Genomic DNA, 20,472 nt, shown 5'->3' on the forward strand with positions numbered 1-20,472 from the left:
ATGGCATCGCAAGGTAAAAAAGCCTCACAAGCCCCTGCCCCGCAGGGGCTTGTGCCTTCTGACGCCCCAGAGCAAAGCTGGGATGAAGCGGCTGAAGACCTGATCTCAGGCTCGGAAGTCGAGCAGCGCGAGCTGACCGCCACCACCGAGCACCATGGCCAGCGCGCTGACAAGGTGCTGGCGCTGGGCGTGTCGGAGTTCTCGCGCAGCTATCTGCAGCAGTTGCTGGCCGATGGCGCTGTCACGCTCAACGGCAAGGTCTTGAGCAAGCCCTCGGCCAAAGTCAGCGTGGGTGACCAGTTGCGCGTGGAAATGCGCCCCACCCAGCAGAGCATGGCCTTCCAGCCGGAAGAGATGGATTTGCAGGTGGTCTATGAAGACGACGATCTGCTGATCATCAACAAGCCTGCCGGTCTGGTCGTACACCCCGCGCCGGGCAACTGGACGGGAACGCTGCTTAACGGTCTGCTGGCACGCGATGAAAAAGCGCGTCAGGTGCCGCGTGCAGGCATTGTTCACCGGCTGGATAAAGACACCAGCGGCCTGATGGTGGTGGCGCGCAACCGCAGCACCATGGATGCGCTCATCAAAATGATTGCCGCACGTGATGTGAGTCGCCAGTATCTGGCCATTGCGCACAAAGACTGGGGCAGCCGCAAGCACCGCGAGGTCAGCGCGCCCATTGGGCGCGACCCGCGCAATCGCCTGCGCATGGCCGTTGTGGATTTGAATTTGCACCCCGGAAAGCAGGCGCGCACTGACTTTGATCTGCTGGATGGTGATGCTACGCACAGTCTGGTGCGCTGCACGCTGCACACGGGTCGTACGCACCAGATCCGGGTGCATATGGCATCGCTGGGCCACTCGCTGATTGCCGATACGCTCTATGGTGGCCAGCAAGAGGGCGGGCTGGAAAGGCAAGCACTGCATGCCTTCAGGCTGGCGTTTGAGCATCCTGTGAGTAAGAAGCCACTGGTGCTGTATGCCCCGCTGCCACAAGACATGGCTGCAGCACTGGATTTATGGGGGCTGCGTTACAATACCCCTGAAAGCCTCTGACCATCACTCGCATGGCACTGATGGGGCGCTTCCACTCTCTTAGAAACAGGCGACCCACCAGTCTTGGTGCGGCAGCCGCTCCCGAAACGCTGCGCCCATGAATACGGTAGATGCCAAGCGGGTTCTTGAAACAGCATTGATTTGTGCCTCGCAGCCCGTAACGCTGCGGGATATGCGCTCACTTTTTGATGATGTGCTGGGCTCGGACACGGTTAAGGATTTGCTGCTGGACTTGCAAAAGGACTGGGCCCTCAAAGGCGTAGAACTGGTGCAGGTGGCTTCAGGCTGGCGCTTTCAGAGCCGGCCTGAGATGCGCGTGTACCTGGACAAGCTGCACCCTGAAAAGCCGCCCAAGTACACCCGTGCAACACTGGAGACGCTGGCCATCATTGCCTATCGTCAGCCGGTCACGCGCGGGGATATTGAGGATATTCGCGGTGTCACGGTCAACAGTCTGCTCATCAAGCAGCTGGAAGACCGGGGCTGGATTGAAGTGATTGGCCACCGGGAAACCGTGGGCCGGCCTGCGCTGTTTGCCACTACGCGTCAGTTTCTTGATGATCTGGGTCTGCAGTCGCTGGATCAGCTGCCCATGCTGGAAGAAACCCAAGCCCAGCAAAGCCTGTTCAAGGCGCTGGATGGTGAAGAGGGCGGGCAAGCGCTTGTGCCAGATTCCAATGTGGATGCGGGTGCTGAGGTGACTGCTGAAGCGGAAGCTGATGGCGAAGCCTCTGTAGAGGCTGATGCATTGACGCGAGTGGTAGAGCCTGCAGTAGACGATGTTGGGCAGGCCGAACTGTTGCCGAAGTCTGAGGTGCAAGAGTTTGAGTTAAATCAACCCCAAGCCCTTGAGGAGCAAGCGCAAGCTGCTACTGAAACGATAGAGGTTGAAGCGCCTGAGACGGAAGCGGTCGACATTGAAGTTGCTGAGACGGATGAGCCCGAGCTGGTGAAGGCCCGCCAGGCTAGACCGGTCAAACCTGCAAGGCCCGCCAAAGCGGCGGTGCCTGAGGAAAAGCCGGTGGCCAAGAAATCTGGTCGACCTGAGTGGGTGGGGCTGAAGGCATTTCTCGATGATGACTACGGCGCCGAAGAAGACGAGACCGTAGAAGACAAGAACACTGCGCTGGTCGATGTTGCATTGCAAGCCGAGCCAGCAAACGAGCGAATTGTGGAGGATGACGATGAAGTCATCCCCGAAGGAAAACCGGAATGAACAACGAGACATCGAACCAGATGCCTGAACCCGCAGACGCTTCGCCTGAAGCCGAGCTGGTCAAAAAGGCCCGCAAGCCCCGCGCGCCCAAGCCCGTCGCTGAAGCGCCCAAGCCCGGTGCAACGCGCAAGCAAGGCAAAAAGAAGACCAATGCTGCTGAGGCCAAGCTGGCCCGCAAGCGCGCTGAAGCACGTGCTGCAGAATTTGAGGCCACTCAAGCACTGGAAGCCTCTGACGAGGAACTGCAGGATGCTACAGAAACCGTAGCTGATGACGCAGGTGCAGAGGGTACTGTGGCGCAAAAATCCACTAAGGGTCAGAACATCGATTTCTCCGATGTGATCTCGGGTGACTTTGACGACGAAGAAGAAAACGGCGCCGAAGTGTCCGCCAAGCGCGTGCTGGCTCCGCAAGTCGATTCGCCCAAGCTGCACAAGGTCCTGGCACAAGCCGGTATGGGCTCGCGTCTGGAGATGGAACAGCTCATTCTGGAAGGCCGTATCTCGGTCAACAACGAGCCAGCCCACGTGGGTCAGCGCGTTCAGTTTGGCGATACCGTCAAGGTCAATGGCGAGCCCATTCGCTTCCGTATCGATCCACCACCTGCACGCGTGATTGCCTATCACAAGCCCGTGGGTGAAGTGGTGACGCATGACGATCCTCAGAACCGCCCCACCGTGTTCCGCAAGCTGCCTAAGCTGCAGCACGGCAAGTGGCAGTCGGTGGGACGCCTGGACTTGAACACCGAAGGCCTGTTGCTGTTCACTAGCTCCGGTGAGCTGGCGAACTCGCTGATGCACCCCCGCTTCGGTCTGGAGCGTGAGTACGCAGCCCGCGTGCTGGGTAAGCTGGACAAGGAAGAAAAGCAGCGCCTGCTGGATGGCGTGCAACTCGAAGACGGCGAAGCCAGTTTTGGCGCAGTGGAAGACGGCGGCGGCGAAGGCGCTAACTGCTGGTACCGCGTCACCATCTCTGAAGGCCGCAACCGCGAAGTGCGCCGCATGTTTGAAGCCGTGGGTCACGCGGTCAGCCGCCTGATTCGTATTCGCTACGGCGCGATGATGCTGCCCCGTGGTCTGAAGCGCGGCGCGTGGGTGGAGCTGGATCAGGCCGATATTAAGGCCCTGATGTCGGCTGCCGGCATGAAGGAGCGCGCACCTGTTGAGCGCACCAATACCGGCGCCCGTGGCGCCAACAACCGCGGCGGCGCTCGTGCTACCGGTCGCAGCATCGCTCGCGGTGAAGGGGCGAATCCCCCCGCACCTCAGGGGCGCCGCGAAGGTGGTGGTCAGCGCCGTAGTGAGTGGGATGGCAACCGTCCCGCACCAACGGGTATTTTTGGCGATGGCCGTGATGGTCAGCGTGGCAAAAAGGGTGCAAACCGTCCGGCTTCAGGTGATCGCTCGCAGGGTGCTGGCAATCAGCCCGATCCAATGCGCACCGCAGCGAGCTATATCGGTAGCGACAGCCTTTCGCGTGCTCGCCAGAACGCCAAGCGTCGCCCCAGTGGCGGCGGCGGTGGTCGCCGCGGCGGTCGTTAAATCGACGGCTGAAAGCATTTCAGTGGTGCCCGGGCTTCAAGGTCTATGGCGGCACCGCTAAAATCAAGTGTTTTGCTTTTTTGGCAAAAACCCATAGTAACCCTGACTAGGAAAATCATCATGGCTATCGAACGCACTCTCTCCATCATCAAGCCCGACGCAGTTGCCAAGAACGTGATCGGCCAGATCTACTCTCGTTTCGAAGGCGCTGGCCTGAAGGTTGTCGCCTCCAAGATGGCTCACCTGTCCCGCCTGGAAGCTGAACAGTTCTACGCTGTGCACGCTGCCCGTCCTTTCTTCAAGGACCTGGTGGACTTCATGATCTCCGGCCCCGTGATGATCCAGGCTCTGGAAGGCGAAAACGCCATCCTGAAGAACCGTGAACTGATGGGCGCTACCGATCCCAAGAAGGCTGAGAAGGGCACCATCCGCGCCGACTTCGCCGACAGCATCGACGCCAACGCCGTGCACGGTTCTGACGCTGCTGAAACTGCTGCTGTGGAAATCGCTTTCTTCTTCCCCGGCATGAACGTTTACACACGTTAATTCCACGCTAGCCTCACAGCATGCTCTCGCTGACGCCAGCGCTTTGCTCTTGCGAAGCCGGTGTCAGCATCTGAAGCTGCTGGCCACGGCGTGGCAAATCCCGTTCGCAAGACGCCTCGCCACACGCCGATATGAATACAAATTTGCTTGATTTTGACCTCGAAGGACTGACCGCTTATTGCGAGCAGCTCGGGGAGAAGCGTTTCCGTGCAACGCAGCTGTTCCGCTGGATTCACCAGCGTGGCGCATCCGATTTTGACCAGATGACCGATCTGGCCAAGTCCCTGCGCGAAAAGCTTAAAGGCCGGGCCCATGTCACCGCTTTGCCCGTTGTGTCTGAGCATGTCTCAACCGACGGTACCGTGAAGTGGCTGTTTGATGTGGGTGACGGCAATGCCGTTGAAACCGTTTTTATTCCTGAAGACGACCGTGGCACCTTGTGTGTCTCGTCTCAGGCAGGTTGCGCCGTAGGTTGCCGCTTTTGCTCGACCGGGCATCAGGGCTTCAGTCGCAATCTGACCACGGGCGAAATTTTGGCCCAGCTCTGGTATGCAGAGCATGCGCTGCGCAAGCGCTTGGGTAAGGATGAGCGCGTCATCTCCAACGTGGTGATGATGGGCATGGGCGAGCCGCTGCAAAACTACAGCGCGCTGGTGCCTGCGCTGCGCGTGATGCTGGACGACCATGCCTACGGCATGTCGCGCCGCCGCGTGACGGTATCCACCTCCGGCGTAGTGCCCATGATGGACCGCCTGTCGCAGGACTGCGCTGTGGCGCTGGCCGTGTCGCTGCATGCGCCCAACGATCCGCTGCGTGACAACCTGGTGCCGCTGAACAAGAAGTACCCGATTGCTGAGTTACTGGATTCTTGCGTGCGCTATCTGGAATTCGCACCGCGCGACTTCCTGACCTTTGAGTACTGCATGCTCGACGGCGTTAACGATCAGCCTGAGCATGCGCGTCAGCTGATAGAGTTGGTGCGCGCGCGCGGCGACGGCAAGAACTGGTGCAAGTTCAACCTGATTCCGTTCAATCCGTTCCCGGCTTCGGGGCTGCTGCGTTCGCCTTCGGCGCGTGTGACCGAGTTCGCCGCCATGCTCAGCAATGCTGGCATTGTGACGACGGTTCGCAAGACCCGTGGCGACGATATTGATGCCGCCTGCGGTCAGCTGGCTGGTGACGTGAAAGACAGAACGCGTGCTGCTGAGCGTATGGCCAAGCAGCGCATCATCCCGCTCAAGCAGGTGTCTTGACGGAGTTTTGAATAAAAAAAGGGACAGTACATGCGGGCAGTGGCACAGCGATCGGTTTGGCAACATTGGGGCTTGATGGCCCGGTGGGGAGTACCGGTTGCGGTTGCAGCGCTGATGGGCTGTACCACGACAACGACGACAACCACGTCTTCGACCTCCGTGCCTCAGGCTGCGGTGGTTGGCACCGGGGGGGCTCAGGTTGCGGATGCACATCGCCGTGCGCAAATCCGGCTTGAACTGGCGGCCAGCTACTTTCAGGCCGGGCGCCTTGATATCGCGCAGGATGAAGTCGGTCAGGCTTTGAGCGCCCGCCCTGATTACGCCGATGCCTATGGTCTGCTGGCTCTCATCCTCATGCAAAACCGGGACTGGACGCAGGCCGAAATCGCCATGCGCAAGGCGATTGACCTCAATCCACGCGATGGCAACCAGCTGCACAACTACGGCTGGATGCAGTGCCAGCAAAAACACTTTGATATTGCCAACCAGTGGTTTGACAAGGCTTTGCAGGCCCCGGGCTATCGTGAGCAGGCTAAGACCTTGTTGGCCAAGGGCATGTGCTACCAGCAGGCGGGACAGCTGGAGCAGGCCTACGAGCATATGTTTCGCGCCTATGAGATGGATGTGGGCAACCCCGCAGCGGGCTACAACTTGGCAAATGTGCTCTGGCTCAAAGGTGATCTGAAAAAAGCCCAGTTTTACATCCGCCGCTTGAATAACAATAGCAACCTGGCCAGCGCAGACAGCCTCTGGCTGGGTATCAAGATAGACAGGGCATTGCACGACGATATTGGAGTGCGTCAGTTGGCAGATCAACTGCGCGATCGCTTCCCGCAATCGCGCCAGTGGCTGGCTTATGAACGCGGAGCTTTCAATGAGTGACGGTGCGGTGGAAGAGGAAACTATGCAAAGCGAAGAGCAGGTGCAAACACCGGTCCATGCCACAGCGGGGACCATGTTGCGCCAGGCGCGGGAAGCGGCCCGCATACAACTGCACACCATGGCAGCCACACTGAAAGTGCCCCAGCGCAAGCTGGAAGCGCTGGAGGCCGATGACTATGATGCCTTCCCGGATCATGTGTTCATGCGTGCTCTGGCCATGGGCATGTGCCGAACTCTGCATATCGATGCCGAGCCTGTACTGGCTCTGCTGCCACAAAGAGCGCTGAAAAGTCTGGCCAAGACCGGCCCCGGTATCAACGAGGCGGTGAAGGTGCGCAGCAACTTCAAGTCTTCGGGCACGCCGCTGGGCTCTGGTAGTGGCAGCTCGCGCAAGATTGCGGCAGGTGTGCTGGTGTTGCTGGCTGCAGCCGCTGCTGTGTACTTCGTGCCATTCCACCAGTCGGTAGATGGTGCTGAAGGTACTGTCGCTGGCACGGTGCAGCCTGACGTCACAAATCATTCTGATGCCACAGACCCGACTGCTGCAGTGCCTCTGGGTCAGGCGTCTAATAATCCTGAGGCTGAGACGGTGGTGACAGAGCCATCGGCTGAGCCTTTGGCCCATGGTACCGCTCCAGCTGTTGCGCCTGCCACTGCTGCTGTGGCCCCTGAAGTAGCCACTCCAGCGGCTGCTGCAACAACCGCAGCACCTGCTTCAGCCGTCGCTACTGCGGCGAATGCAACGCCTGCAGCAGGCTCAGGTGCATTGCTGGCCCTGAAGGTGAACACCGGTCAATCCTGGGTCAAGGTCAAGGATGCGACGGGCAAGGTGGTGCTGGAAAAGACTTTGGCCAAGGATGAGTCCGCAACCGCAGAAGGCCAGGTGCCCCTGACCGTGATTGTGGGCAATGCCAAGGGCACGCAAGTAACAGTACGTGGTGAACCTCTCGATATTTCGACCACGCGTGACAACGTGGCTCGCTTCGAGGTGAAGTAAGCCATTCGAGGTAAACAAGAGTGCAAGATTCTCAAAATTTGCAGCAGCTAGCCGAGCAGGGCATTGCCATCGCCAGCCCGCTGCCGCGCAAATCGCGCCAGGCCAAAGTGGTGTGGCGCAACAACGTGGTCACTGTGGGGGGCGATGCGCCCGTTCGCGTGCAGTCCATGACCAATACCGACACCGTGGATGCTGTGGAGACCGCCATTCAAGTGCGTCAGCTGGCGCAAGCTGGCTCGGAGATGGTGCGTATCACCGTGAACACGCCTGAAGCGGCGGCGGCGGTGCCCTATATCCGCGAGCAGCTTGATCGCATGGGCGAGTACGTGCCGCTGGTGGGGGATTTTCACTACAACGGCCACCGTCTGCTGGCGGACTACCCCGATTGCGCGCAGGCATTGTCTAAGTACCGCATCAACCCCGGCAACGTGGGCAAGGGCGACAAAAAGGACAAGCAGTTCGGTCAGATGATTGAGATTGCTGCCAAGTACGACAAGGCCGTGCGCATCGGTGTGAACTGGGGCTCGCTGGACCAGGAAATCATGGCCGAGCTGATGGATCAGAACTCGCGCCGTGCCAAGCCCTGGGAAACGCGTCAGGTCATGTACGAGGCGCTGATTACCTCGGCCATCACTTCCGCAGAGCTGGCCAAGAACATTGGCCTGAACCCTGACAACATCATCCTGTCCTGCAAGGTCAGTGGTGTGCAGGATTTGATTTCTGTCTACCGCGAACTGGCTCGCCGCTGTGACTATGCGTTGCATCTGGGCCTGACAGAGGCCGGCATGGCCACCAAGGGCACGGTCGCATCGACTGCTGCGCTTTCTGTGCTGCTGCAAGAGGGTATTGGCGACACGATTCGTGTCTCGCTCACGCCCTTGCCGGGAGAAGCGCGCACGCAAGAGGTGGTGGTTGCTTCCGAAATTTTGCAAGCTCTGGGTCTGCGCGTGTTTGTGCCCAGCGTTACGGCTTGCCCCGGCTGCGGTCGCACGACCAGCACCACGTTCCAGGAACTGGCCAAGAAGATCGACGATTTTCTGCGCGGTGAAATGCCTGTGTGGCGAACCCAGTTCCCCGGTGTAGAGGCGATGAAGGTGGCCGTGATGGGCTGCATCGTCAACGGCCCCGGCGAGAGCAAGCATGCCGATATCGGTATCAGCTTGCCCGGCAACGGCGAAGCGCCTGCTGCGCCGGTGTTTATCGACGGTGAAAAAGCCCTGACGCTTCGCGGCGAGCATATTGCCGAAGAGTTTCAGACGCTGGTGCTGGAATATGTGCAGCGCCGCTACGGCCAGAAAGCCTGAGTCATCTGGGATCAGGCTGCATCAATAGCGGCCTGAAACCGGCTGGTTATTGGGCTTGCTGGCACAATGCCAGCGAGTTAAGACTTTGGAATTGATAGCTGCTAGCGCACTATCTGTATGGATTTGAATAAGGTTTCTAGGCAAAAAGCTTGATTGCCAAGCGCAATGTGCTCTTGTTTTGCTAGTAGCCCCAATGTGAGATTTCACGTGGCCAAGAACGAAAAATTGACTGCCGTCAAAGGCATGAACGACATCCTCCCGCCGGATTCGGCACGCTGGGAATGGTTTGAATCCAAGGTGCGCGACCTGATGGGCCGCTTTGCCTATCGCAATATCCGCACGCCTATCGTTGAGCCCACCGCCCTGTTTGTGCGTGGTCTGGGCGAGGTGACCGATATCGTCGAAAAGGAGATGTACTCCTTTGAAGACAAGCTCAATGGCGAGCACCTGACCCTGCGCCCTGAAGGCACAGCCGGTGTGGTGCGCTCCGTGGTTGAAAACAATCTGCTGTATGAAGGCGGCAAGCGCCTGTTCTACATCGGCCAGATGTTCCGCCACGAGCGTCCCCAGCGCGGTCGCTATCGCCAGTTCCACCAGGTTGGTGTTGAAGCCATGGGCTTTGCGGGCCCTGAGCTGGATGCTGAAGTGATTTTGCTGGCTGCACAGCTGTGGAAAGAGCTGGGCATTACTGATGTGCGCCTGGAACTCAACAGCCTCGGTCAGCCCGACGAGCGCAAGGCCCACCGCGAAGCCCTGATTGCCTACTTCGAGCAGCACACCGATGTGATGGACGAAGAGGCCAAGCGCCGCATGCACAGCAACCCGCTGCGTGTTCTGGACACCAAGAATCCTGCGATGCAGGACATGGTCAACGCTGCGCCCAAGTTGATGGACTATCTGGGTGATGCCTCCAAGGCGCACCTGAAGGCCGTGCAGGACATTCTGGACGCGAACGACGTGGCCTGGACGCTGAACCCGCGTCTGGTGCGCGGCATGGACTACTACAACCTCACGGTGTTTGAGTTCATTACCGACAAGCTGGGCTCGCAAGGCACCATCTGCGGCGGCGGTCGTTACGACTATCTGATTGAAGAAATTGGCGGCAAGCCCGCTCCGGCCGTGGGCTGGGGCATGGGTGTTGAGCGCGTGCTCGAATTGCTCAAGGAAATTGGCACCGAGATCCCAGCGCCTGCCGCTGATGTTTACGCCATCATTCCCGATGCTTCATCGCTGCCTCAGGTCTTCAAGACCGTGCAGCAGTTGCGCACCGCCGGCGTGGCCGTGCAGATGCACGCTGCCGCAGGTGGCTCGGCCGAAGGCATGGGCTCGATGAAGTCTCAGTTCAAAAAGGCCGACGGATCGGGTGCGCGCTTTGCCCTGATCTTCGGCAGCGATGAACTGGCCCAGGGCAAGGTCACCGTCAAGTCGCTGCGCGACGGCGAAGGCCAGCAATCCCAGCAATCGCTGGCGGATGTGACCCAGTGGGCTGACAGCCTAAAATCAGCGGTTTGATTCTCCGCTTCTCGTTTTCTGACCAGCGTTCCATTCAACCAAAGTAGCCATGGCAAACCATCTAGATCTTGAAGAACAAGAGCAAATTGAGCAGCTCAAGCATTTTTGGAACTCCTGGGGGACTCTGATCACCGCCGTTCTGGTGGTGGTCTTCGCCGCTCTGGCTGGCTGGAATGGCTGGCAGTACTGGCAAAAGCGTCAGGCCGTTCAGGCTTCGGCGCTGGAGTATGCGGTCGATGAGGCGTTGCTCGCCAAGGACGCTGCGCGTGCTGACCATGCGTTTGCCGAGCTCAAGGAAAAGTTCGCTGGCACAACCCAGGCTGCGCAAACCGCGCTGCAGATGGCCAAGGCCTCGGTAGAGGCGGGCAAACTCGATGATGCCAAGGCTCAACTGAGCTGGGTGGCAGAAAAGGGCGACGAGGGCTACAAGGCTCTGGCGCGCCTGCGTCTGTCGGCTGTGCTGGAAGAGCAAAAAAACTATGACGAAGGTCTGAAGGTGCTTGAGGCTTCCATGCCCGAGTCCTTTGCAGGTCTGCAGGCTGATCGCCGTGGTGATCTGTATGCCGCTCTGGGCAAGCAGGCCGAGGCAATCGCTCAGTACCAGACTGCCTACAAGGCGATGGACAAAGAGCTGGACTACCGTCATCTGGTGGAGTTCAAGCTCAATGCGCTGGGTGCCGCTCCTGAAGCTGCCACTCTGGTCAAGACAACGTCGTCGGAGAAATAATCTTGAAGACTTTTGCCCATCCCATGAAATCGGCTGCTCCTGCGGCGAAATCTGCAGCCCGCGTGCTGGTGTTGACTGCGTTGACCGCATCGCTGGCAGCCTGCTCCATGTTCAGCGGCAAGGACAAGCCCAAGCCTCAGGATCTGGGTCCTAACCCAGCCAAGATTGCAGTGCATCAGGCCTGGACGGTCAAGCTGGGCAGCGAAGTGCCTTTGGCCATGCCTGCTCTGGTGCAGGGTAATAACGTGACCGTGGTGACCAAGGATGGCAGCGTCACGACGCTGGATGGCAGCACGGGCAGCCAAGTGGGCAAGTTCAACGCGGGCGAAGCGCTGACCACGGGCGTGGGCAGTGATGGCCAGCGCACCGCTGTCGTCACACGCAGCAACCAGCTCATGGTGTTTGCTGAAGGCAAGCAACTGTGGAAGCAGACGCTGAACGCAGCGGTCTATACGCCACCACTGGTGGCCGGTGGTCGCGTGTTTGTGATGGCTGCTGATCGTTCACTGGCCGCATTTGATGGAAATACCGGCCGCGAACTGTGGGCGGTTGAAGGCCCCAGCAACGAACCGCTTATTTTGCGACAGCCCGGCGTTTTGCAGGCTGTTGGTAATAATCTGGTTGTAGGTGTCTCTGGTCGTCTGGCCGGAGTCGATCCTGACAATGGTTCCGTGCGCTGGATGGCGCCTCTGGCCGCACCGCGTGGCACGAACGATGTGGAGCGACTGGTTGATCTGGTTGGCCCCGTCAGCCGTGTTGACAACAGCGTCTGCGCTCGCGCATTCCAGGCGTCGGTCGGGTGTGTGGATGTCAGTACTGCCAACGTGCGCTGGACTCAAAGCTCCAAGGGCAGCGATGGCGTGGCTGGCGATGCGCAGGCCGTGTTTGGCGCTGAAGGCAATGGCACGGTGCAGGCATGGAGCCGCAATGATGGCCAGCGTCTGTGGTCCATTGACAAATTGCAGTACCGAAAGCTGACCGCACCACTGGTGCTGGGCCGCTCGGTGGTGCTGGCTGATGATTTTGGGACAGTGCACATGCTCTCGCGTGAAGATGGTTCTGCACTGACCCGTTTGGAAACTGACAAGGCGGGAGTCGCCACGTCGCCGGTTGTTGCTGCCAATACTTTGGTGGTCGTCAGCCGTAGCGGCACGGTGTATGGCTTCAAGCCTGATTGATAGATTGTTTTTGGAATGAAGCCAGTTATTGCCCTGGTAGGGCGCCCCAATGTGGGCAAGTCGACGCTGTTCAATCGACTCACTAAGTCGAGAGATGCCATCGTCGCTGACTTTGCAGGGCTGACGCGTGACCGCCATTACGGCCAGGGTCGTCAGGGCAAGCATGAGTACATCGTCATCGATACCGGTGGTTTCGAGCCTGACGCATCGCGCGGCATCTTCAAGGAGATGGCCAAGCAGACGCAGCAGGCAGTCGCCGAAGCCGATGTGGTGATCTTTGTGTTGGATGCCCGTGCCGGTCTTGCTGGTCAGGACCATGAGATCGCCAATTACCTGCGTCGCCTGGGCAAGCCCACGCTGCTGGTGGCCAACAAGGCCGAAGGCATGAAAGACGGCCTGCAGCTCACTGAGTTCTATGAACTGGGTCTGGGCGAGGTTCAGGCGGTGTCTGCGGCTCACGGCCAAGGTGTGCGCGACCTGGTTGATATGGCTCTGGGCCTGCTCAATCTGCCAGAGCCCGAAGAAGAAGTCTTTGGTGATGAAGACCAGCGCCCCGTGCGCCTGGCCGTTGCTGGCCGCCCCAATGCAGGCAAGTCCACGCTGATCAACACCTGGCTGGGTGAAGAACGTCTGGTGGCCTTTGACATGCCGGGTACCACGCGTGATGCGATCACTGTGCCGTTTGAGCGCAATGGTCAGAAATTTGAGCTGATCGATACGGCGGGTCTGCGCCGCAAGGGCAAGGTGTTTGAGGCGATCGAGAAGTTCTCGGTGGTCAAGACACTGCAGGCCATTGAAGGCGCCAACGTGGTGCTGTTGCTGATTGATGCCACGGCTGGCGTGACCGATCAGGATGCGCACATTGCGGGCTTTATTCTCGAAAGCGGTCGCTCGGTGGTTTTGGCCATCAATAAGTGGGATGCCGTGGACGATTACCAGCGCCAGATGCTGGAGCGCTCTATCGAGACGCGACTGTCCTTCCTGAAGTTCGCTCCCATGCACTTCATCTCTGCGCAAAAGCGTCAGGGTATCGAGCCGCTGTGGAAGTCCATCATTCAGGCGCACCGTGCAGCCACCTGCAAGATGCCTACGCCTGTGCTGACGCGCATTCTGCTGGAGTCCATCCAGTTCCAGACGCCCAAGAAGGTTGGTGCGTACCGCCCCAAGATGCGTTACGCCCACCAAGGCGGCATGAATCCGCCCATCATCGTGATTCATGGCAACTCGCTGGAGCATGTCACCGAGGCGTACAAGCGCTTCCTGGAAGGTCGTTTCCGCAAGGAATTCAATCTTGTAGGAACCCCGTTGCGCATTGACTTGAAAACCTCTCATAATCCTTACGCCGACAAGGATTAACTGTTGTCGCGGAACCCTAGGGAAAACCCTTTTTTGAATGGTTTTCTCGGGGGCTGTGGTAACGTGTCGGTTTACAACAACACTCCTCGAACACGGAGAATATCGTGAGCAACAAAGGTCAACTCCTCCAAGATCCGTTCCTGAACGCACTGCGTCGTGAACATGTGCCGGTCTCCATCTATCTGGTGAACGGTATCAAGCTGCAGGGCCAGATTGAGTCGTTTGACCAATACGTGGTGCTGCTGCGCAACACCGTAACTCAGATGGTTTACAAGCACGCCATCTCCACCATCGTTCCCGGCCGTGCCGTGAACTTCTCGGCCGCTACTCCGGCTGATAACGACGCCGAAGCCACTGCTTCTTAAGCTTTTTTGCGTCAACGCCCGCCGGCTTGCCCGGCGCGGCTTACCCTACGGGACAGGTATTTGAGTTCTGAATCCTTTGAACGTTCCGCGTCTGCGCCAGTGTTACTGGTCGGCGTGGATTTTGGCGTTCCCCATTTCGACGACGAGCTGGAAGAGCTGGGCCTGCTGGCTCAGACTGCTGGCTTGCAACCCGTGGCGCGCTTGACCTGCAAGCGCAAAGCTCCTGATCCAGCATTGTTTGTGGGCAGCGGCAAGGCGGATGAAATCCGCATGCTGGCCCAGATGCACGACGCCAAGGAGGTCTGGTTTGACCAGTCCCTGAGCCCGGCGCAGCAGCGCAATCTTGAGCGACATATCCAGATGCCGGTCAACGACCGGACCATGCTGATCCTGGAAATTTTTGCCCAGCGTGCGCGCAGCCACGAAGGCAAGTTGCAGGTTGAGCTGGCCAGGCTGCAGTACATCAGCACTCGCCTTGTGCGTCGCTGGAGTCACCTCGAGCGTCAGGCTGGCGGTATCGGCGGCCGTGGCGGCCCCGGTGAAAAGCAGATTGAGCTGGATCGCCGCATGATTGACGAATCCATCAAACGCACCAAAGAGCGTTTGAAGAAAGTCAAAAAGCAGCGCACCACGCAGCGCCGTCAGCGCTCGCGCCGCGACGTTTTCAATATTTCTCTGGTTGGCTACACCAACGCCGGCAAATCCACGCTGTTCAATGCCATGGTGAAGGCTCGTGCCTACGCTGCGGATCAGCTGTTTGCCACGCTGGATACGACAACCCGACAGATGTATCTGGTCGAGGCTGAGGAATCAGTGTCTCTGTCAGATACCGTTGGTTTTATTCGCGATTTGCCGCATGGTCTGGTGGATGCTTTCCAGGCCACCTTGCAGGAGGCGATTGACGCCGATCTGTTGCTGCATGTCGTGGATGCATCGAACCCAGGTTTCCCGGAACAAATACAACAAGTTCAAAAAGTTCTAGCGGAAATCGGGGCTGATGATGTGCCGCAGATTCTGGTCTTCAACAAGCTGGATGCGATTGATCCCGAACGGATGCCTGCCGAGTTGCAGGATATGTACGAGCTCGATGGCGAGCCAGTGCCGCGCGTGTTTGTCAGTGCCCGCTCTGGGCAAGGGCTTGCGCAGCTGCGACAAATGTTGGCTGATCGGGTTTTGCAGGTACGTGAAGAGGCAGCAAGCGAAGAAGTTGAGGCTCGGGGCGATACGTCCTGGATGTCCCCTGACGACGACGCACAACACTAGGGGCTTACGTCCCTATTGGGCACAATGCTTGCCATGGTCCATGTCTTTTTGAAAACACAGAGACGTCTCGCATGAATTTTTCACAACGCGTCCATCGCCTGGCGGTGCTGCCGCAACGCATTCGCGGGATGTTCAATTTGAACGATCCGCGCTGGGGTCGTGGCGACAATAACAACGAAGATAGCTCCAAGCCCGATAACTCGGCACCTGAGGGGGAGCGTCCTTCGCCGCCTCCTGCTCCGGAGCAGCGTCCTCGACCTTCTTCTCAGCAGGGCGGCCAGCCGCCTGATCTGGAGGAAGTCTGGCGCGACCTCAATCGCAAGCTCTCGGGCCTGTTTGGTGGTGGCTCCGGCAATGGCCGTGGCGTGCCGCCTGCGCGCAACGGTGGTCAGCCCACAGAACCCTTCAACCCCGGCAAGGGCATGTTCCTGATTGCTGGCGTGGCGGTGCTGATCTGGCTCGGTACAGGCTTTTTCATCGTGCAGGAAGGCCAGCAGGCCGTCATCACGCAGTTTGGCAAGTACAAGAGCACGGTGGGAGCAGGTTTCAATTGGCGCTTGCCTTACCCGGTGCAAAAGCATGAGCTGGTCTATGTCTCGCAGATTCGCTCTGCCGATGTGGGTAGCGACAACATCGTGCGCAGCACTGGTTTGCGCGAGTCGGCCATGCTGACTGAAGACGAGAACATCGTCGAAATCAAGTTTGCTGTGCAATACCGCCTGAGCGATGCACGTGCCTGGCTGTTTGAAAGCCGTAGCCCTTCCGAAGCCGTGATTCAGGTCGCTGAATCTGCGGTACGCGATGTGGTCGGCAAGATGAAGATGGACACGGCTCTGGCTGAAGAGCGTGACCAGATTGCCCCCCGCGTGCGTGACCTGATGCAGTCCATTCTGGATCGCTACAAGGTGGGTGTGGAAGTGGTGGGCATCAATATGCAGCAAGGCGGCGTGCGTCCGCCCGAGCAGGTGCAGGCCTCGTTTGACGATGTGCTCAAGGCAGGTCAAGAGCGTGAGCGCGCCAAGAACGAAGCACAGGCCTATGCCAATGATGTGGTGCCTCGTGCCACGGGTACGGCTGCACGTCTGGGTGAAGAGTCTCAGGCCTATAAGGCCAAGATCGTGGCTCAGGCTCAGGGTGATGCCGGTCGTTTCAGCTCGCTGTACACCGAATACCAGAAGGCGCCTCAAGTCACACGTGACCGTCTATACCTTGATGCCATGCAGCAGGTCTACAGCAACGTGACCAAGGTGTTGGTCGAGTCGCGTCAGGGTTCCAACCTGCTGTACTTGCCGCTGGACAAGATCATGCAGGGTGTGAATGGTGCTGCCGCACCTGCCGCTTCGGGTGATGCTGCTGCGGGGGGCGCTTCGACGACTCCTGCTGCCGCACGTGTAGTACCCAATCCCGCCGGTGACGCTCGCAGCCGCGATGCCCGTAGCCGCGATCGTGACGCACGCTAGGAGAGAATGCAGTGAATCGAATCGGATTTTTTGTCACCAGCATTCTCGTGGTGCTGGCTTTGTTGAGCTCCACCCTGTTTGTGGTGGATCAGCGCCAGTTTGGCGTGGTCTATGCCCTGGGTCAGATCAAGGAAGTGATCACCGAGCCGGGTCTGAACTGGAAGATGCCTCCTCCATTTCAGAATGTGCGTTACATCGACAAGCGCCTGCTGACGCTGGACAGCACCGATACCGAGCCCATGCTGACGGCTGAAAAGCAGCGCGTGGTCATTGACTGGTATGTGCGCTGGCGCATCTCTGAGCCTTCGGAATACATCCGTAACGTGGGCCTGGATGAGTCGGCAGGTGCCATGCAGCTCAACCGTGTGGTGCGCAACGCCTTCCAGGAAGAGATCAACCGCCGCACTGTGCGCGAGCTGCTTTCTTCCAAGCGCGAAACGCTGATGTCTGACGTCAAGCGTGAAGTGCTGGAGACCGTGCGCGGCGCCAAGCCCTGGGGTGTGGACATCGTGGACGTGCGTATTACTCGCGTGGATTACGCCGAGACCATTACCGAGTCCGTCTACCGCCGTATGGAAGCGGAGCGCAAGCGCGTAGCGAACGAGCTGCGTTCTACCGGTGCCGCTGAAGGTGAAAAGATTCGCGCTGAGGCAGACCGCCAGCGTGACATCACCATCGCCAACGCTTACCGCGATGCCCAGAAGGTCAAGGGTGAGGGCGATGCTGAAGCTGCTCGTGTCTATGCCGAAGCCTTTGGCAAAGACCCGCAGTTCGCGCAGTTCTACCGCAGCCTGGATGCATACAAGGAAAGCTTCTCCAAGAAGAGCGATGTGCTGGTGCTGGATCCGTCGCAAAGCGAGTTCTTCAAGGCTTACCGCAATGGCGGCTCAGGCAGCAAATAAGCTTTGACTTAGATTGAAACAATGGCCCTTTGAGGGCCATTGTTTATTTCAGGAGGCAGAAATGGATTGGTGGGAGTCGTTGGGTATGGCGATGGCCATGGTGCTGGTGCTTGAAGGGCTGCTGCCGCTGCTTGCCCCAAGGCAATGGCGACAGATGTTTACGCAGCTATTGCAGCTCAAAGACGGGCAGCTACGCTTTTGTGGATTGCTGTGTATCGCAGCGGGCGTAATTTCGCTGGCCTTGCTATAAATACCGTCGATACTGGCTAGGCGTTGCGGGTCAAATTGGGCAGGGCTGGCAAAGCCGGTAGAATCACGTTTTTAACAGCCTCCCCATTTCTCCATGTCTGCTTGGGTCCTGCCGGATCACATTGCCGATGTTTTGCCTTCCGAGGCACGGCACATCGAAGAATTGCGTCGAGGATTGCTCGATACTGCGCGCAGCTATGGCTATGAACTCGTCATGCCACCCATGCTCGAGTATCTGGAATCCTTGCTGACGGGTACAGGCGAAGCTCTTGCCCTTCAAACCTCCAAACTGATTGACCAGCTCTCTGGTCGCACCATGGGCTTGCGTGCCGACATGACGCAGCAAGTGGCGCGCATTGATGCTCATCTGCTCAATCGCAAAGGCGTGACTCGCCTGTGCTACTGCGGCCCCGTGGTGCATGCGCGCCCCGATCGCCCGCGTGCCACACGTGAGCCCTTCCAGTTTGGCGCTGAAATTTATGGTCACGAAGGTCTTGAGGCCGATCTGGAAGCACTGCTTCTGGCGCTCGACTGCCTCAAGGGCGCAGGCGTCAAGGACGTCATCGTGGACCTGGCCGATGTGCGCATCGTGCGCAGCCTGCTGGCTGGCGTGATGGTGGACGAGCAGGTGTTGCGTGGTGTGCATGCAGCGCTGGCTTCCAAGGATGCGACTGAGCTGGCTGCACTGACCGTGGACTTCCCTGAAGCTTCGCGCGAAGGCCTGATGGCCTTGCTGCAGCTGTACGGCGGCATGGAAGTGCTGGATAAGGCAGAAATCGTGCTGGAACGCACAGCTGGTGTGCGCAATGTGCTATCACATTTGCGTTGGCTGGTGCAGCGTCTGGATGGCGTCAAGGTCAGCTTTGATCTGGCGGATCTGCGAGGCTACTCTTACTACAGCGGCACGCGCTTTGCGATTTATGTGCCCGGCGGCAGCGATGCCCTGGTGCGCGGTGGCCGCTATGACGAAGTGGGTGCAGTGTTCGGTCGTAACCGACCTGCTGCCGGCTTCAGTCTGGATATCAAACAACTGGTGGCTGTCGTGCCCGAGCGTCCGCTCAAGGCTGCCATTCGCGCTCCCTGGGGTGATGACGTGCAAGTGGCGGCTGCCATTTCCGCATTGCGTCAGCAGGGCGAGACGGTGGTCTGCGTACTGCCTGGGCATGAAAGCGAAGTGGACGAGTTTCACTGCGACCGTGAGCTTGCCAATGTTGGCGGGCAATGGGTCGTGCAAGCCATTTAAGGCTTTTGACTAATTCTTCGATTTATCGGATTGAGATATGAATACATCCAAAGGTCGCAACGTCGTCGTAGTCGGAACCCAGTGGGGTGACGAGGGCAAGGGCAAGCTGGTTGACTGGCTGACCGAAAGCGCCAACGGCGTCGTGCGTTTCCAGGGCGGCCACAATGCGGGTCACACTCTGGTCATCAATGGCGTGAAGACGGCTCTGCACCTGATTCCCAGCGGCATCATGCGCCCCGGCGTGAAGTGCTACATCGGCAACGGTGTGGTGCTGTCCGTGGGCAAGCTGTTTGAAGAGATCGAAGGCCTGGAAAAGGCCGGCGTGCAAGTGCGTGACCGTCTGCGCGTGTCCGAAGCCTGCCCGCTGATCCTGCCTTTCCACGTGGCACTGGACATTGGCCGCGAAGCAGCCCGTGAAAAGGGCGGCGTGCAGAAGATCGGTACGACTGGCAAGGGCATTGGCCCCTCCTACGAAGACAAGATCGCCCGCCGTGCTCTGCGCGTGCAAGATCTGAAGCACCCCGAGCGCTTCGCCACCAAGCTGCGCGAGCTGCTGAACCTGCACAACCACATTCTGGTCAACGTGCTGGGTTCCAAGAACTTCGACTTCGGCGCTGGTCTGGCTCCTTACATGAAGGACGGCGAGATTCAATTCGAAGCCGTGTACGAAGAAGCCATGCGCCATGCAGAGCTGCTCAAGCCCATGATCGCCGACGTGTCGAGCGAACTGAACGCTGCGCACGCTGCCGGTGGCAACCTGCTGTTTGAAGGCGCCCAAGGCACGCTGCTGGACGTTGACCACGGCACCTACCCCTATGTGACTTCGTCCAACTGCGTGGCTGGCAATGCCTCTGCCGGCGCTGGTGTGGGTCCTGGCATGCTGCACTACATCCTGGGTATCACCAAGGCGTACTGCACTCGCGTGGGCGGCGGTCCTTTCCCTACCGAGCTGGAATGGGAAAAGGAAGGCACTCCTGGCTACGTGATGAGCACCGTGGGTGCCGAGAAGGGCGTGACCACCGGTCGTTCGCGCCGCTGCGGCTGGTTTGACGCTGCGCTGCTCAAGCGCTCGGCGCAGATCAACGGTCTGTCCGGCCTGTGCATTACCAAACTGGACGTGCTGGACGGCATTGAAGAGCTGAAGCTGTGCGTGGGCTACGAGCTGGATGGTGAAACCATCGACCTGCTGCCCCTGGGTGCCGACGACATCGAGCGTTGCAAGCCCATTTATGAATCCATCCCCGGCTGGACTGATACCACCGTGGGCGTGACCGAGTACGACAAGCTGCCTGTGAATGCGCGTCGTTACCTGGACCGCATCCAGGAAGTAACGGGTGTGCCGATTGCCATGGTTTCCACAAGCCCTGACCGCGATCACACCATCCTGATGCATAACCCATACAGCGCCGCGTAAGCGGA

Annotated in this window: 19 protein-coding genes; all 19 read left to right on the forward strand. The window is 59.0% G+C overall.

Annotated elements, in window-relative coordinates; genetic code table 11:
- The 19 genes from RSF91_RS10325 (at position 1) to RSF91_RS10415 (ending at position 20,467) form a co-directional block, all read left to right on the forward strand.
- On the forward strand, positions 1-1,059 hold the full coding sequence (locus tag RSF91_RS10325) for an RluA family pseudouridine synthase (protein ID WP_332568334.1): 1,059 nt from the start codon (positions 1-3) through the stop codon (positions 1,057-1,059).
- A gap of 97 nt (positions 1,060-1,156) precedes the next feature.
- Positions 1,157-2,275, forward strand: coding sequence for an SMC-Scp complex subunit ScpB (scpB, locus tag RSF91_RS10330; protein WP_332568335.1), 1,119 nt, complete (start codon positions 1,157-1,159; stop codon positions 2,273-2,275).
- Positions 2,272-3,816 (forward strand): pseudouridine synthase, encoded by a 1,545-nt coding sequence (locus RSF91_RS10335; RefSeq protein ID WP_332568336.1) that lies wholly within the window; start codon positions 2,272-2,274, stop codon positions 3,814-3,816. Before scpB ends, RSF91_RS10335 begins: the two co-directional genes overlap by 4 nt.
- Before the next feature lie 120 nt (positions 3,817-3,936).
- The gene (gene ndk / locus RSF91_RS10340; RefSeq protein ID WP_332568337.1) at positions 3,937-4,362 is read left to right on the forward strand and encodes a nucleoside-diphosphate kinase; all 426 of its coding nucleotides are present in this window, start codon (positions 3,937-3,939) and stop codon (positions 4,360-4,362) included.
- Between the two features lie 131 nt (positions 4,363-4,493).
- The gene (gene rlmN / locus RSF91_RS10345; protein WP_332568338.1) at positions 4,494-5,615 is read left to right on the forward strand and encodes a 23S rRNA (adenine(2503)-C(2))-methyltransferase RlmN; all 1,122 of its coding nucleotides are present in this window, start codon (positions 4,494-4,496) and stop codon (positions 5,613-5,615) included.
- Between the two features lie 75 nt (positions 5,616-5,690).
- Positions 5,691-6,497 carry a type IV pilus biogenesis/stability protein PilW gene (gene pilW, locus RSF91_RS10350; RefSeq protein WP_332568339.1) on the forward strand — a complete coding sequence of 269 codons (807 nt, stop codon included), beginning with the start codon at positions 5,691-5,693 and terminating at the stop codon, positions 6,495-6,497.
- Positions 6,490-7,494, forward strand: a complete 1,005-nt coding sequence (locus tag RSF91_RS10355) for a helix-turn-helix domain-containing protein (RefSeq protein WP_332568340.1) — start codon at positions 6,490-6,492, stop codon at positions 7,492-7,494. The genes pilW and RSF91_RS10355 overlap by 8 nt, the downstream gene beginning before the upstream one ends.
- A 20-nt stretch (positions 7,495-7,514) precedes the next feature.
- The gene (gene ispG, locus RSF91_RS10360) at positions 7,515-8,798 is read left to right on the forward strand and encodes a flavodoxin-dependent (E)-4-hydroxy-3-methylbut-2-enyl-diphosphate synthase (protein ID WP_332568341.1); all 1,284 of its coding nucleotides are present in this window, start codon (positions 7,515-7,517) and stop codon (positions 8,796-8,798) included.
- Between the two features lie 165 nt (positions 8,799-8,963).
- Positions 8,964-10,310, forward strand: coding sequence for a histidine--tRNA ligase (gene hisS / locus RSF91_RS10365; protein ID WP_332568342.1), 1,347 nt, complete (start codon positions 8,964-8,966; stop codon positions 10,308-10,310).
- A 49-nt stretch (positions 10,311-10,359) separates the two neighbouring features.
- Positions 10,360-11,037, forward strand: coding sequence for a YfgM family protein (locus RSF91_RS10370; RefSeq protein ID WP_332568343.1), 678 nt, complete (start codon positions 10,360-10,362; stop codon positions 11,035-11,037).
- 2 nt (positions 11,038-11,039) lie between these two features.
- Positions 11,040-12,215 (forward strand): outer membrane protein assembly factor BamB, encoded by a 1,176-nt coding sequence (gene bamB, locus RSF91_RS10375; protein ID WP_332568344.1) that lies wholly within the window; start codon positions 11,040-11,042, stop codon positions 12,213-12,215.
- 15 nt (positions 12,216-12,230) lie between these two features.
- Positions 12,231-13,571 carry a ribosome biogenesis GTPase Der gene (gene der, locus RSF91_RS10380; RefSeq protein ID WP_332568345.1) on the forward strand — a complete coding sequence of 447 codons (1,341 nt, stop codon included), beginning with the start codon at positions 12,231-12,233 and terminating at the stop codon, positions 13,569-13,571.
- A gap of 104 nt (positions 13,572-13,675) precedes the next feature.
- The gene (gene hfq / locus RSF91_RS10385) at positions 13,676-13,936 is read left to right on the forward strand and encodes an RNA chaperone Hfq (RefSeq protein ID WP_099736322.1); all 261 of its coding nucleotides are present in this window, start codon (positions 13,676-13,678) and stop codon (positions 13,934-13,936) included.
- 99 nt (positions 13,937-14,035) lie between these two features.
- Entirely contained in the window at positions 14,036-15,199 is a 1,164-nt protein-coding gene (hflX, locus tag RSF91_RS10390) for a GTPase HflX (RefSeq protein WP_442878837.1), read from the forward strand.
- Positions 15,200-15,270: 71 nt separating this feature from the next.
- The gene (gene hflK, locus RSF91_RS10395) at positions 15,271-16,659 is read left to right on the forward strand and encodes an FtsH protease activity modulator HflK (RefSeq protein WP_332568347.1); all 1,389 of its coding nucleotides are present in this window, start codon (positions 15,271-15,273) and stop codon (positions 16,657-16,659) included.
- An 11-nt stretch (positions 16,660-16,670) separates the two neighbouring features.
- The gene (gene hflC, locus RSF91_RS10400; RefSeq protein ID WP_332568348.1) at positions 16,671-17,561 is read left to right on the forward strand and encodes a protease modulator HflC; all 891 of its coding nucleotides are present in this window, start codon (positions 16,671-16,673) and stop codon (positions 17,559-17,561) included.
- Between the two features lie 61 nt (positions 17,562-17,622).
- The gene (locus RSF91_RS10405) at positions 17,623-17,811 is read left to right on the forward strand and encodes a DUF2065 domain-containing protein (RefSeq protein ID WP_332568349.1); all 189 of its coding nucleotides are present in this window, start codon (positions 17,623-17,625) and stop codon (positions 17,809-17,811) included.
- A gap of 93 nt (positions 17,812-17,904) precedes the next feature.
- Positions 17,905-19,053, forward strand: coding sequence for an ATP phosphoribosyltransferase regulatory subunit (locus tag RSF91_RS10410; protein ID WP_332568350.1), 1,149 nt, complete (start codon positions 17,905-17,907; stop codon positions 19,051-19,053).
- Between the two features lie 37 nt (positions 19,054-19,090).
- Positions 19,091-20,467: an adenylosuccinate synthase gene (locus tag RSF91_RS10415; protein ID WP_332568351.1), complete on the forward strand. Its 1,377-nt coding sequence runs from the start codon at positions 19,091-19,093 to the stop codon at positions 20,465-20,467.
- Positions 20,468-20,472 lie beyond the last annotated feature (5 nt).

This window comes from Comamonas sp., assembly GCF_036643215.1.
Classification (GTDB): domain Bacteria; phylum Pseudomonadota; class Gammaproteobacteria; order Burkholderiales; family Burkholderiaceae_C; genus Comamonas.